This is a genomic window from Hydrogenophaga palleronii (genome assembly GCF_031457455.1).
GTDB lineage: Bacteria > Pseudomonadota > Gammaproteobacteria > Burkholderiales > Burkholderiaceae_C > Hydrogenophaga > Hydrogenophaga palleronii_A.
This window is the reverse complement of the sequence record NZ_JAVDWU010000006.1, coordinates 290,440-302,650: the sequence shown is the minus strand read 5'-3', so window position 1 is coordinate 302,650 and position 12,211 is coordinate 290,440. Positions and strand designations below refer to the sequence as shown.

The 12,211-nt window shown below is 62.6% G+C and carries 11 protein-coding genes; all 11 read left to right on the top strand.

Annotated features, from left to right (window positions below; translation table 11 throughout):
* The first annotated feature begins 22 nt into the window (after nt 1-22).
* Nucleotides 23-382, top strand: coding sequence for a hypothetical protein (locus tag J2W49_RS15950; RefSeq protein ID WP_310318212.1), 360 nt, complete (start codon nt 23-25; stop codon nt 380-382).
* A gap of 12 nt (nt 383-394) precedes the next feature.
* Nucleotides 395-1,039, top strand: a complete 645-nt coding sequence (gene leuD, locus J2W49_RS15945; protein ID WP_310318209.1) for a 3-isopropylmalate dehydratase small subunit — start codon at nt 395-397, stop codon at nt 1,037-1,039.
* A 135-nt stretch (nt 1,040-1,174) separates the two neighbouring features.
* A complete protein-coding gene (gene leuB, locus J2W49_RS15940) occupies nt 1,175-2,245 on the top strand; it encodes a 3-isopropylmalate dehydrogenase (protein WP_310318206.1) in 1,071 nt (356 codons plus the stop codon).
* A 528-nt stretch (nt 2,246-2,773) separates the two neighbouring features.
* The gene (asd, locus tag J2W49_RS15935; RefSeq protein ID WP_310318203.1) at nt 2,774-3,904 is read left to right on the top strand and encodes an aspartate-semialdehyde dehydrogenase; all 1,131 of its coding nucleotides are present in this window, start codon (nt 2,774-2,776) and stop codon (nt 3,902-3,904) included.
* 262 nt (nt 3,905-4,166) lie between these two features.
* On the top strand, nt 4,167-6,764 hold the full coding sequence (locus J2W49_RS15930) for a FimV/HubP family polar landmark protein (RefSeq protein WP_310318200.1): 2,598 nt from the start codon (nt 4,167-4,169) through the stop codon (nt 6,762-6,764).
* A 25-nt stretch (nt 6,765-6,789) separates the two neighbouring features.
* A complete protein-coding gene (gene truA / locus J2W49_RS15925) occupies nt 6,790-7,623 on the top strand; it encodes a tRNA pseudouridine(38-40) synthase TruA (protein ID WP_310318364.1) in 834 nt (277 codons plus the stop codon).
* A 101-nt stretch (nt 7,624-7,724) separates the two neighbouring features.
* A complete protein-coding gene (locus J2W49_RS15920; protein WP_310318197.1) occupies nt 7,725-8,402 on the top strand; it encodes a phosphoribosylanthranilate isomerase in 678 nt (225 codons plus the stop codon).
* A 42-nt stretch (nt 8,403-8,444) separates the two neighbouring features.
* Nucleotides 8,445-9,791, top strand: coding sequence for a tryptophan synthase subunit beta (trpB, locus tag J2W49_RS15915; RefSeq protein ID WP_310318194.1), 1,347 nt, complete (start codon nt 8,445-8,447; stop codon nt 9,789-9,791).
* Nucleotides 9,788-10,597 (top strand): tryptophan synthase subunit alpha, encoded by an 810-nt coding sequence (gene trpA, locus J2W49_RS15910; RefSeq protein ID WP_310318191.1) that lies wholly within the window; start codon nt 9,788-9,790, stop codon nt 10,595-10,597. The genes trpB and trpA overlap by 4 nt, the downstream gene beginning before the upstream one ends.
* A 46-nt stretch (nt 10,598-10,643) precedes the next feature.
* Complete coding sequence (gene accD, locus J2W49_RS15905) at nt 10,644-11,522, top strand: acetyl-CoA carboxylase, carboxyltransferase subunit beta (RefSeq protein WP_310318188.1); 879 nt, start codon at nt 10,644-10,646, stop codon at nt 11,520-11,522.
* The gene (locus J2W49_RS15900) at nt 11,519-12,199 is read left to right on the top strand and encodes an LON peptidase substrate-binding domain-containing protein (protein ID WP_310318184.1); all 681 of its coding nucleotides are present in this window, start codon (nt 11,519-11,521) and stop codon (nt 12,197-12,199) included. The genes accD and J2W49_RS15900 overlap by 4 nt, the downstream gene beginning before the upstream one ends.
* Nucleotides 12,200-12,211 lie beyond the last annotated feature (12 nt).

The window sequence follows — 12,211 nt, the reverse complement described above, 5'->3', positions numbered from 1 at the left end:
ACCGTCGACACAGGAGCCTCTCATGAAGCACCTTGCCATCTTTGCTACCGTTGCACCCCTCATGCTTGCCCTGGCAGCCTGTCAGCCGCTGACCCGGGTCGAGCGAGGCGCGAACAATGCCGGTCAGGCCGCCGGGCGGGGTATCGAACGCGCCGTTGAAGCAACGGAACGCGGCGTGAACCGAGCGGTGGGCGCCACCGGCACAGGCATCGAACGAGCCGCAGGAGCGGCCAGCCGTGGCGTCGAGCGCGCCGTGGGCGCGACCGAGCGAGGCGTCGGGCGGGCGGCGGATGCCACCGGGCGAGGCCTGGAACGCGCCGGTGAAGCCACCGGGCACGGGCTTGAGCGGGCCGGCGAGAAGATCGAAGAAGTGACCAAATAACTCCCCAATACCATGCAAAAGTTCACCCTTCACCAAGGCATCGTGGCCCCCATGGACCGCGAAAACGTCGACACCGACGCCATCATTCCCAAGCAATTCCTCAAGTCGATTCGCAAGACGGGCTTTGGCCCGAACCTGTTCGACGAATGGCGCTACCTGGACAAGGGCGAGCCTGGCCAGGATCCCGCGACCCGCAAGCCCAACCCCGACTTCGTGCTGAACCAGCCGCGCTACCAGGGCGCTTCCATCCTGCTCGCACGCCGCAATTTCGGTTGCGGCTCCAGCCGCGAACACGCACCCTGGGCCATCGACCAGTACGGCTTTCGCGCCGTCATCGCGCCCAGCTTTGCCGACATCTTTTTCAACAACTGCTTCAAGAACGGACTACTGCCTATCCAGTTGCCCGAAGCCACCGTCGACCAACTGTTCAACGAGGTGGCGGCCTTCCCTGGCTACCAGCTCACCATCGACCTGGAGCGCCAGGTAATCGTCAAGGCGCAGGGTGAAGAAATCCCGTTCGACGTCCAGGCCTTCCGCAAATACTGTCTGATCAATGGCCTGGATGACATCGGTTTGACGCTGCGCCACAAAGACAAGATTGCAGCCTTCGAAAAAGAGCGTCTGACCACCAAGCCCTGGCTCGCCAAGACGATGTGATCGACACCACGCCGCGAGACCGATCCCCCCCCGCACCGCCTGCGGCGTCTCCCCCTCAAGGGGCGTTGCCAGTGGCCCGGCAAGCCGGTTCCACGGTAACCTCGACAAGAACCCCTTCATCTCTACCCAACCACTATGAAAATCGCAGTTCTCCCCGGTGACGGCATCGGCATCGAAATCGTCGCAGAAGCCGTCAAGGTTCTCAATGCGCTCGATCTATCCTTCGAGATGGAATCCGCACTGGTGGGCGGCGCCGCTTACGAGGCGCACGGCCACCCGCTGCCCGATGCCACCCTGAACCTGGCCAAGGCGTCCGACGCCATCCTGTTTGGAGCGGTGGGCGACTGGAAATACGACAAGCTCGACCGCCCCCTGCGCCCCGAACAGGCCATCCTGGGTTTGCGCAAGCACCTGGGCCTGTTTGCCAACTTCCGGCCCGCGATCTGCTACGAACAGCTGGTGGGTGCCTCGAGCCTCAAGCCGGAACTGATTTCCGGCCTCGACATCCTGATCATCCGCGAGCTCACGGGCGACATCTATTTCGGCCAGCCACGCGGCCGTCGGGTGGCCACCGATGGCCATTTCCCCGGCGCCGAAGAAGCCTTCGACACCATGCGCTACAGCCGCCCCGAGATCGAACGCATTGCCCGCGTGGCATTCGAAGCCGCCCGCAAGCGCAACAAGAAGGTCACCAGCGTCGACAAGGCCAACGTGCTGGAAACCTTCCAGTTCTGGAAAGACGTGGTCACCGACGTGCACAAGGAATACCCGGACGTGGCGCTGGAGCACATGTACGTGGACAACGCCGCGATGCAGTTGGTCAAGGCGCCCAAAGCGTTCGACGTGGTGGTCACCGGCAACATGTTTGGTGACATCCTGTCGGACGAAGCATCGATGCTGACCGGCTCCATCGGCATGCTGCCTTCCGCTTCGCTCAACTCGAGCGGCCAGGGTCTTTACGAACCCAGTCATGGCAGTGCCCCCGACATCGCCGGCAAAGGTATTGCCAATCCCCTGGCCACCATCTTGAGCGCGGCCATGATGCTGCGCTTCAGCCTGAACCAGGAAGCTGCGGCGCAACGCATTGAAGCCGCTGTGCAGAAAGTGCTCGCGCAAGGCCTGCGCACGCCAGACATCCATAGCGAAGGTACCACCAAGGTGGGCACGGCGGAAATGGGCGATGCGGTGGTCAAAGCGCTGAAATGAAACACCCCCGCGCCGCTTCGCGTGCCTTGTAGGCCGCAGCATCGCCAGAGTCGATGCTTCTTCGGGCTGTCCAAGCCTGCGCAGGCAGGCTTGGAGCCGCAGCCCTCAGCCCCCTCAAGGGGGCGGCACTGGCCGTCCGGCAAAGCCGGCCCGGCGGTGCCCCTGGGCTGGACCGTTTTATTCGTCGTGGGTCGCGCGCTGCGCGGTGGAGCACCTAGGCTGATCACTTCGGGCCATCGCGCTGGCGCAAAAGGGCAACCCAGGGTTGCCTATTTTGTGGCCGGCGATCGGGCGCCAGCCTCCCTCCATAAGGCATCAGCTACAATCCTGCGCTATGTTTGCCGCCCGCCCGTTCCCGTTGAACAGTGCATCCACCGCCCTGGTGGATGTGGCGTCGCGCGCAATCTCCATCAAAACCACGACCATTAAGGGCTGATCCAGCCTGGTTCGTCGTGCGCCCTCCCTGGCCAGACGAGCCGGGGGGAACAGGTCGGTCGACACTGTTTTTTAACTTGAAAGGGCGTTGAAATGAGCAAGTTGGTAGGCCTGGTGGGCTGGCGCGGCATGGTGGGCTCGGTGTTGATGGACCGCATGATCGAAGAGAAAGACTTTGATCACATCGAACCCCTGTTTTTCTCCACATCGAATGCCGGTGGCCAGGCGCCAGCGATGGCGAAGAACGAAACCAGGCTGCAGGACGCGCACGACCTCGCTGCCCTGAAGCGTTGCGACATCATCATCACCGCCCAGGGTGGCGACTACACCAGCGAGGTGTTCCCAAAGCTGCGCGCCGCCGGCTGGAACGGCCACTGGATCGACGCCGCGTCCACCCTGCGCATGGAAAAGGACGCCGTCATCATTCTCGACCCGGTCAACATGCCGGTGATCAAGGACGCTCTCGCCAACGGCGGCAAGAACTGGGTTGGCGGCAACTGCACGGTGAGCTGCATGCTCATGGGTGTGGGCGCCCTGTACAAGGCTGGGCTGGTGGAATGGATGAGCACCCAGACCTATCAGGCGGCGTCTGGTGGTGGCGCGCAGCACATGCGCGAATTGCTCACCCAATATGGCACGCTCCACCAGGAAGTCAAAGCCCTGCTGGACGATCCCAAGAGCGCCATTCTTGAGATCGACCGCAAGGTGATCGCCAAGCAGCGCTCCCTCACAAACGCCGAGACCGCCCATTTCGGTGTGCCACTGGGTGGCTCCTTGATCCCCTGGATCGACAAGGATCTTGGCAATGGCATGTCCAAGGAAGAATGGAAGGGCATGGCAGAAACCAACAAGATCCTGGGCCAAGGCGAGGCCTTCGGCTCAGCGGCCATCCCGGTGGATGGGTTCTGTGTTCGCGTCGGTGCCATGCGCTGCCACAGCCAGGCCCTCACATTCAAACTCAAAAAGGATGTGCCGCTGGCCGATCTGGAAGCCATGATCGCCGAAGACAACGCATGGGTGAAGGTCGTGCCGAACACCCGCGAAGACACCGTCCGTGACCTGACACCGGTTGCCGTCACGGGCACCATGACCATCCCCGTGGGTCGCATCCGCAAGCTCGCCATGGGGCCTGAATATGTGGGTGCGTTTACCATCGGCGACCAGTTGCTCTGGGGCGCCGCGGAACCTTTGCGTCGCATGCTTCGAATCCTGCTGGCCGCCTGAATGTTTCAAGATGGCAGAGGTGATACAACCCGTCCCGAGCCATTCACGTTGCAAAGTTGCAACGTGAATGGATGGTCGATGGCGACGGAAGGCAGGCAATGAAACTCAAGCGGATTCTCAGCTTGTCACTGTAATGCGTTGATGTTAAGGTCATTTCTCGGATTTTTACGTCGAGGTTCAAGTGCCATCCAACTCCCGTCACACCCATTCTTTCCCGGTCAAAACCCATAGAGTGGGCGCCGAATCTCGCGGTCTAGCGCGGATGCATTCGGTTGCGATTGCTGCGCTGCTTTGTGCAGGACTGGCGCAACACGCAGATGTTCAGGCACTGGCTCTCGGGCGCATCGTGGTGCAGTCGGCGCTGGGCGAGCCCCTGCGTGCCCAGATCGAAATTCCCGAAATCAATGCGGACGAGGCCTCCACGCTTACGGTGGGGCTGGCGTCGGGCGATGCTTTCAGTGCTGCGGGCATGGACTTCAACCCCGCACTGAGCAACCTCCAGATCACCTTGCAGCGCCGCGCGGATGGCCGCGCCTATCTCCAGCTGTCGAGCTCCCGGCCTGTCACGGAGCCGTTTGTTGACCTGATCGTGGAAGCCAACTGGTCTTCCGGTCGCATTGTTCGTGACTACACGCTGCTGTTTGATCCACCCCGGCTGCGCGCGGCAACGCCCGTGGCCCCGGTCGCTCCCGGTGTCTCTGCACCTGCCAGGCCGTCCGCGCCTGCCGCGGCGGCCACGCCCACACCTGCCGCTCCAACCACCCAGCAGGTCCTGCCTCCTTCTTCGCCAACGACGCCCAGCCTCCCGCCGACTCAAGCCCCGGAACCCAGCTCACAGGTCACCGTGGTACCGGGTGATACGGCAGGGCGAATTGCAGAAGCCAACCGGCCAGCCAATGTGTCGCTCGATCAGATGCTGGTCGCCATGCTGAGGTCAAACCCGCGGGCTTTCATTGGCAACAACGTCAACCGATTGCGCGCAGGCGTGGTCCTTGATCTTCCAAGCGCAGAAGAGGCCTCGGCGATAGGTGCAGGAGAAGCGCGCCAGGTCATTGCCGCCCAGAGCCGCGATTTCAACGAATTCCGACGCCGCCTTGCCGGCGCAGCCCCAGAAGCCAATGTGGGCCAGGCAGACCGACAAGCCGCTGGCAGCGTGCAGACGGAAGTACAGGACGCCAGCCCTGCGGTCACCGCACCTGACCGCCTGACACTTTCGAAAGAGGCCGCACCTGGGCAAGCGGCGCCCGAAGCGCAGATTGCCCAATCTCGCCAGACGCAGGAGGCTTCCAACCGCGCTGCGGAGCTGTCCCGAAACATCGAAGAATTGGCTCAATTGCAGCAACCGGCTGCGCCACCAGCTGCGGCACCGACCGCGCCACCAGCAGCAGAAGGAAGCGCACCTGCAACCGGTGCAGCAGATGGCCCCGCTGTGGTGGTGCCGGGCGCGCCTGCCACTGCCCCTGATCCCGCTGCAGCCACCGACGGCCCGCCTGCGGAACCCGCCGCGGCACCGCAGGAACCGGCCCCGCCCGTCACGCCCGCACCCGTGCTGAAACCAGCACCGGTTCCAGCGCCCCTGCCCGATGAACCAAGCCTGATCGACAAAATCAGGGACAACCCACTGGTCATCCCGCTGGCCGGTGCGCTTCTGGCCTTGCTGGCCGGGCTCGGTTTTTACCGCCTGCGGCAACGCAACAAAGGCGCCAGCGTGGACAGCTCCTTCCTCGAAAGCCGTCTGCAACCCGACTCCTTCTTCGGTTCGAGCGGCGGCCAGCGCATCGACACCGCAGACGCCAGCGTTTCCGGATCCTCCATGGTGTATTCACCCAGCCAGCTGGATGCCGCGGGTGATGTGGACCCCGTCGCAGAAGCCGACGTGTACCTGGCCTATGGGCGTGACCTGCAGGCGGAAGAAATTCTCAAAGAGGCCATGCGCAGCACCCCCACCCGGGTAGCGATTCATGTGAAGCTGCTGGAGATCTACGCCAAGCGCCGTGACGCCAAAGCGTTTGAGGTCGTGGCAACGGAGGCCTACAACCTCACACAGGGTCAGGGTCCTGAATGGGAGCATGCCTGCGACATGGGCAAGGAACTCGACCCGTCCAACCCCCTCTACCAGCCGGGAGGCAGCCCAGCCGTCAAGCTGGCCGCAGCGGCGGGTGTGGCCGGTGGTGCGCTCAACACAATGCCCTTCACCAACAGCACGCTTTCCCCCGACGGAGATGCGCAGGGCGGCTCCGGACTCGATCTCGATTTCTCTTTCGACGATCCTGTCGAACCCGCAGGACTCGCTGATGCAGCACCTGCACAGAGTGGCGGCGAATCCATCTCCGCTATGGACGATCTCAAGTTCACCGAAGCCTTGACCGATCTGCCTGACGAGCCTGCGGCCGGCCCGGCATCAAAGTCCATGGATTTTGATCTCGACTTCCCTTCTGAACCCGTCCCCCTGGGAAGCTCTGCTGAAGCTGATCGTGCGTCAAAGGGCCCACAGGGCAGCGCAGTGGCGCCCACGTTCGATGAAAGCGAAGTCCTGCCCGATTTCAGCGCCAGCGACTCGATGCCCCTGAATCTGGATGCGCCTCAGGTTGAAGAGCCATCCAATGCCAACGGGGCGGAATTGATGGCATTCGATCTCAACGAACTCAACCTCGACCTTGACGACGGATCAAACGCCGCGTTGGCCGACGTTGAACAGGTCACCGAAGAGAGCCCACTGGATACCAAGCTTTCGCTGGCCGAAGAGTTCCGGGCCATCGGAGACCTGGAAGGCGCCCGTTCTCTGGCGGAGGAAGTGCTTGCTGAAGCCTCCGGCACACTCAAGACCAAAGCCCGCACGTTCCTTTCGGACCTTGCCTGAGTCTGCGGCGTCCTCCCCGGCGGTTGTGGACGAAAGCCGGGCGGCTCCAGACCAGGCCACAGTCGCTCCGTCGGCACGCATCGCACTGGGTGTCAGCTACAACGGTGCCAGCTACGAAGGCTGGCAGAGTCAGCCCAGCGGTCAAACCGTACAGGACCAGCTTGAGCTGGCTTTGTCGAAGTTCACCGCACTGAACAAGGTGACCACCCTGTGCGCCGGCCGAACAGATGCCGGCGTGCACGGTCTCATGCAGGTGGTGCATTTTGATTGCCCGGTCGAACGATCAGACACGGCCTGGGTGCGCGGCACCAACAGTTTTTTGCCCCCAGACATTGCCGTCCAGTGGGCACGGCATGTTCCTTCCTCCTTTCATGCGCGCGCCAGTGCGCAGTCGCGCCGCTACGCCTATGTGCTGCTGGAGTCACCGGTCAGGCCCAGTGTGGAGGCGCGGCGCGTGGGATGGGTGTTTCGACCACTGCAACTGGACGCCATGCGGCAAGCATCGGCGGTTCTGCTCGGAGAACACGATTTTTCGTCGTTTCGGGCGTCCCGCTGCCAGGCCCTGTCACCCGTCAAACGCATGTTGCGCATCGACATCGAGCAGCGAGGGGCCTACTGGCGCCTGGAATTCGAGGCCACGGCATTCCTGCACCACATGATTCGCAACATCATGGGCTGTCTCGTGGCCATCGGGAGCGGCAGTCGACCCGTGAGCTGGATGAACGAAGTGCTGCAAGCGAAAAGCAGGGATGCTGCAGCACCCACGTTTGCCCCTGATGGACTCTATTTCCTGGGGCCGCGTTACGATGACGCACTGAACATCCCCACGCACACGCCTGCCTTTGACTGGCTCCCCTGAGCCATCCAGCCCCTCCGGTTTCCTCCGCGCTTCGGCTTCCTGCGTACCCGTGTTCGGGCCAATGCATCGAAACAACCGATTTCCGGACACCTCTGCACCCCATGCCGACCCATCGAACCCGCATCAAGATCTGTGGCCTCACCCGCGAAGAGGACGTGGATGCGGCTGTCCAAGCGGGCGCTGATGCCATCGGGTTCGTGCTCTACGCGTCCAGCCCCCGCGCGGTCACCGCGAAGCGTGCGGGTGAACTGGCCCGCCGCCTGCCTGCTTTCGTCACACCGGTGCTGTTGTTTGTCAACGCATCCCCAGAGCACATTGAGGGGGCCTGCGCCGAAGTGCCGAATGCCCTGCTCCAGTTTCACGGAGACGAAACACCTGAGGCCTGCAGAGCCGCTGTCCGGCCCTACCTGCGGGCCGCCCGAATTCCCCCTGGTTCTGCCGGAGCCAGCTTTGATCTTCTAAAATACGCCCTCGATCATTCCGATGCCCAGGCCATCCTCCTCGACGCCCATGTCGAAGGCTACGGCGGCGGGGGTCAATCTTTCGACTGGACGGCTTTCCCTTGGTCACATCCGCATCTAAACGCCAGCTCTCGCCTCGTTTTGTCTGGTGGACTCACGCCTGCAAACGTGATCGATGGCATCAGACACGTACGGCCCTGGGCCGTTGACGTGAGTTCAGGCGTGGAGGTGTCCAAAGGCATCAAAGACCGCGCCAAGATGCTCGCCTTCGTGGCTGCCGTGCGGGCAGCCGATGCTTTGATCGACCGTTCGGGCTGATTCCCTCCAGGGAAGGCCCGGACCACCGTTTTCGGGAATCCCATGACCACTTACCAGCAACCCGATGCCAAGGGCCACTTTGGCATCTACGGCGGCAGCTTCGTGAGCGAAACGCTCACGCATGCCATCAATGAACTCAAGGCCGCGTACGCCAAGTACCAGAACGACCCTGAATTCCTGGCCGAATTCAAGAGTGAACTCGCTCACTTCGTGGGCAGGCCCAGCCCGGTTTACCATGCCGCGCGCATGAGTCGCGAACAAGGTGGCGCCCAGATCTTCCTCAAGCGCGAAGACCTCAACCACACCGGTGCCCACAAGGTCAACAACACCATTGGCCAGGCCATGCTGGCCAAGCGCATGGGCAAACCGCGCATCATCGCCGAGACCGGGGCAGGGCAACATGGCGTGGCCACCGCCACCATCTGTGCCCGCTACGGGCTGGAGTGCGTGGTCTACATGGGCAGCGAAGACGTCAAGCGCCAGAGCCCGAACGTCTACCGCATGAAGCTGCTGGGCGCCACCGTGGTACCGGTCGACAGCGGCAGCAAGACGCTGAAAGACGCGCTCAACGAAGCCATGCGCGACTGGGTGGCCAATGTGGACAACACTTTTTACATCATCGGCACCGTGGCCGGACCTCACCCTTACCCGATGATGGTGCGCGACTTCCAGAGCGTGATCGGCAATGAGTGTCTGGTACAGATGCCCGAGATGCTCAAGACCGCCGGATGCAAGGGCGAGCAACCCGACGCCGTGGTGGCCTGCGTGGGCGGTGGAAGCAACGCCATGGGCATTTTCTACCCCTACATCGATCACGCCTCTACCCGCCTGATTGGCGTCGAAGCCGCTGGCGAGGGGCTCGACAGCGGCAAGCACTCGGCCTCACTGCAGAAGGGCAGCCCGGGCGTGCTGCATGGCAACCGCACCTATGTGCTGCAGGACGACAACGGTCAGGTCACCGAAACTCACAGCGTGAGCGCCGGCCTGGACTATCCCGGTGTGGGGCCGGAGCACGCCTTCCTGAAAGACATCGGTCGCGCCGAGTACGTGGGCGTCACGGATGCAGAGGCGCTCGAAGCCTTCCACTACCTGTGCCGTACGGAAGGCATCATTCCGGCGCTTGAGTCCAGCCATGCCGTCGCCTACGCCATGAAGCTGGCCAAGACCATGCGTCCGGACCAGTCCATTCTGGTCAACTTGTCTGGCCGGGGCGACAAGGACATTGGCACCGTGGCCGACCTTTCTCAGGCCGATTTCTATTGCCGGCCCAGTTGTCGCGGACAGTCTGTCAAGGGCAGCATGGACACCGCCTCGGTGCAGATCAAGGCCAAGCCCGCCACGGTGCGTGCTTCGCGCGCGAAAACATCCAAAGTGGGAAATGCCCAATGAGTCGCATCGAAACCGCGCTGGGCGCGTTGAAGACCCAGAACCGCAAAGCGCTCATCCCGTACGTCACCGCCGGCTTTCCCTATGCCGACATCACACCGGACCTGATGCACGGCATGGTCGAGGCCGGCGCCGACGTGATCGAACTGGGTGTGCCTTTTTCAGATCCTTCGGCCGACGGCCCGGTGATTCAAAAGGCCGGTGACCGTGCGCTGGCGCTGGGCATTGGGCTCACCCAGGTGCTGACCATGGTCAAGACCTTTCGCGAACGCGACACCACCACCCCCGTGGTGCTCATGGGGTACGCCAATCCGGTTGAACGCTACGACCAGAAGCACGGCACCAAGGCGTTCGTCCGGAACGCCAGCGCGGCTGGTGTGGACGGCGTGCTCATCGTTGACTACCCGCCCGAAGAGTGTGAAGACTTTGCCGCCGACCTGCGTGCGCACGGCATGGACCTGATCTTCCTGCTCGCGCCCACCTCCACCGACGAGCGCATGGCACAGGTGGCGCGTGTGGCCAGTGGCTATGTCTATTACGTGTCTCTCAAAGGCGTCACCGGTGCCGGCACGCTGGACATTGGCCAGGTCGAAGCCATGTTGCCGCGCATACGCGCGCATGTCAGTGTTCCGGTCGGCGTGGGTTTCGGGATTCGGGACGCCGAGACCGCCAGAGCCATTGGGCAGTCAGCCGATGCGGTGGTGATCGGCAGCAAGATCATTCAGCTGATCGAGAATGAACCCCACGAAAAAGTGATTGCCGTGGCGTCGAATTTCCTTCGCACCATCCGAAAAGCGCTCGACGCATAATCCCGAATTCGCGTCGGTCGCGAGCCGTCCACGCAAAGGAGAAAACATGTCCTGGCTAGAAAAACTGCTGCCCCCCAAGATCACCCCCACCGACCCCACCGAGCGCCGCAGCGTGCCCGAAGGCCTGTGGATCAAGTGTCCCAGCTGCGAGGCGGTGCTGTACAAGAACGATCTGGAAAAAAACCAGAACGTCTGCCCCCACTGCAGTCACCACCACCGGATCGGTGCGCGCGCGCGGCTGAATGCTTTTCTCGATGCCGAAGGCCGCTACGAACTGGCCCAGGAAGTGCTGCCGGTGGATGCCCTCAAGTTCAAGGACAGCCGCAAATACCCTGAGCGCTTGAAGGAGGCCTTGGAAACCACCGGTGAGACCGATGCGCTGATCGTCATGGGCGGCGCCGTGCACGGCATCAGCCTGGTGGCGGTCTGCTTCGAGTTCGACTTCATGGGTGGTTCCATGGGTTCGGTGGTCGGTGAACGTTTCGTTCGCGGCGTGGAAGAAGCGATTGCGCAAAAGGTCCCTTTCGTGTGTTTCACCGCCACCGGCGGCGCGCGCATGCAGGAAGGCTTGTTGTCTCTGATGCAGATGGCCAAGACCAATGCCGCGCTGACCCGCTTGGCCAAGAAGGGTCTGCCCTACATCAGCGTGCTCACCGACCCCACGATGGGCGGCGTTTCTGCCGGGTTTGCTTTTGTCGGCGACGTGGTGATCGCCGAACCCAAGGCATTGATCGGATTTGCAGGACCTCGCGTGATCGAAAACACCGTACGGGTGAAGCTTCCTGAAGGGTTCCAGCGGGCTGAGTTCCTGCAGACCAAGGGCGCAGTGGATTTCATCTGTGATCGTCGCGAACTGCGTGCCACCATCGCCAGCACGCTGGCCATGTTGCAGCGCCAAAGCGCTGACGCGGTGGTCGCCGATTGACCTCGAGGACCGAGGCTGAACCGCTCACGCTGTCACAGCTGCCCCTGTTTCCGCTCCAGACCGTTCTTTTTCCGGGCGGTTGGATGTCCTTGCGGATTTTCGAGGTGCGCTATCTGGACATGATTGGTCGTTGCCACAAAGCCGGGGCGCCATTCGGCATCGTGGCCTTGAGCGTGGGCAGCGAAGTGCGCCGGATCGATACCCATGCCTCCCCCGGCGGTGACAGCTTTGCCAAAGAGGTGTTTCACTCCGTCGGGACCATGGCGCAGATTGCGCAGCTGGAACGACCACAGCCAGGCTTGATGCTGATCCGATGTGAAGGACTTCAACGCTTTCATGTCACCCGTCGGCAGCAGCTGCCACACGGCCTGTGGATAGCCGATGTGCGTCTGGACGCTACCGAACCGACAGTGGCTGTTCCGGACCATCTGGCTGGCACGCGTGACGCCCTGCAACGGCTCTTGAACAATCTTCAGGAGCGGGACCCAGAACAATTGAAAGACCTGCCCATTCAGCCGCCGCACCATTGGGACGACAGCGGCTGGGTGGCCAATCGCTGGGCCGAGTTGTTGCCTGCGCCCACCGAACTCAAGCAACGACTGATGGCGCTGGACAACCCGCTGTTGCGACTGGAACTGGTGTCCGACCTGCTCGACAAGCTGGGGCTGGACGGCTAACCCGTGCTTGAT

Coding starts and splice junctions, on each gene's coding strand:
- J2W49_RS15930 (WP_310318200.1), top strand. CDS start 4,167: ATGCATTCGGTTGCGATTGCTGCGCTGCTTTGTGCAGGACTGGCGCAA.
- leuD (WP_310318209.1), top strand. CDS start 395: ATGCAAAAGTTCACCCTTCACCAAGGCATCGTGGCCCCCATGGACCGC.
- J2W49_RS15920 (WP_310318197.1), top strand. CDS start 7,725: ATGCCGACCCATCGAACCCGCATCAAGATCTGTGGCCTCACCCGCGAA.
- leuB (WP_310318206.1), top strand. CDS start 1,175: ATGAAAATCGCAGTTCTCCCCGGTGACGGCATCGGCATCGAAATCGTC.
- trpB (WP_310318194.1), top strand. CDS start 8,445: ATGACCACTTACCAGCAACCCGATGCCAAGGGCCACTTTGGCATCTAC.
- asd (WP_310318203.1), top strand. CDS start 2,774: ATGAGCAAGTTGGTAGGCCTGGTGGGCTGGCGCGGCATGGTGGGCTCG.
- accD (WP_310318188.1), top strand. CDS start 10,644: ATGTCCTGGCTAGAAAAACTGCTGCCCCCCAAGATCACCCCCACCGAC.
- trpA (WP_310318191.1), top strand. CDS start 9,788: ATGAGTCGCATCGAAACCGCGCTGGGCGCGTTGAAGACCCAGAACCGC.
- J2W49_RS15950 (WP_310318212.1), top strand. CDS start 23: ATGAAGCACCTTGCCATCTTTGCTACCGTTGCACCCCTCATGCTTGCC.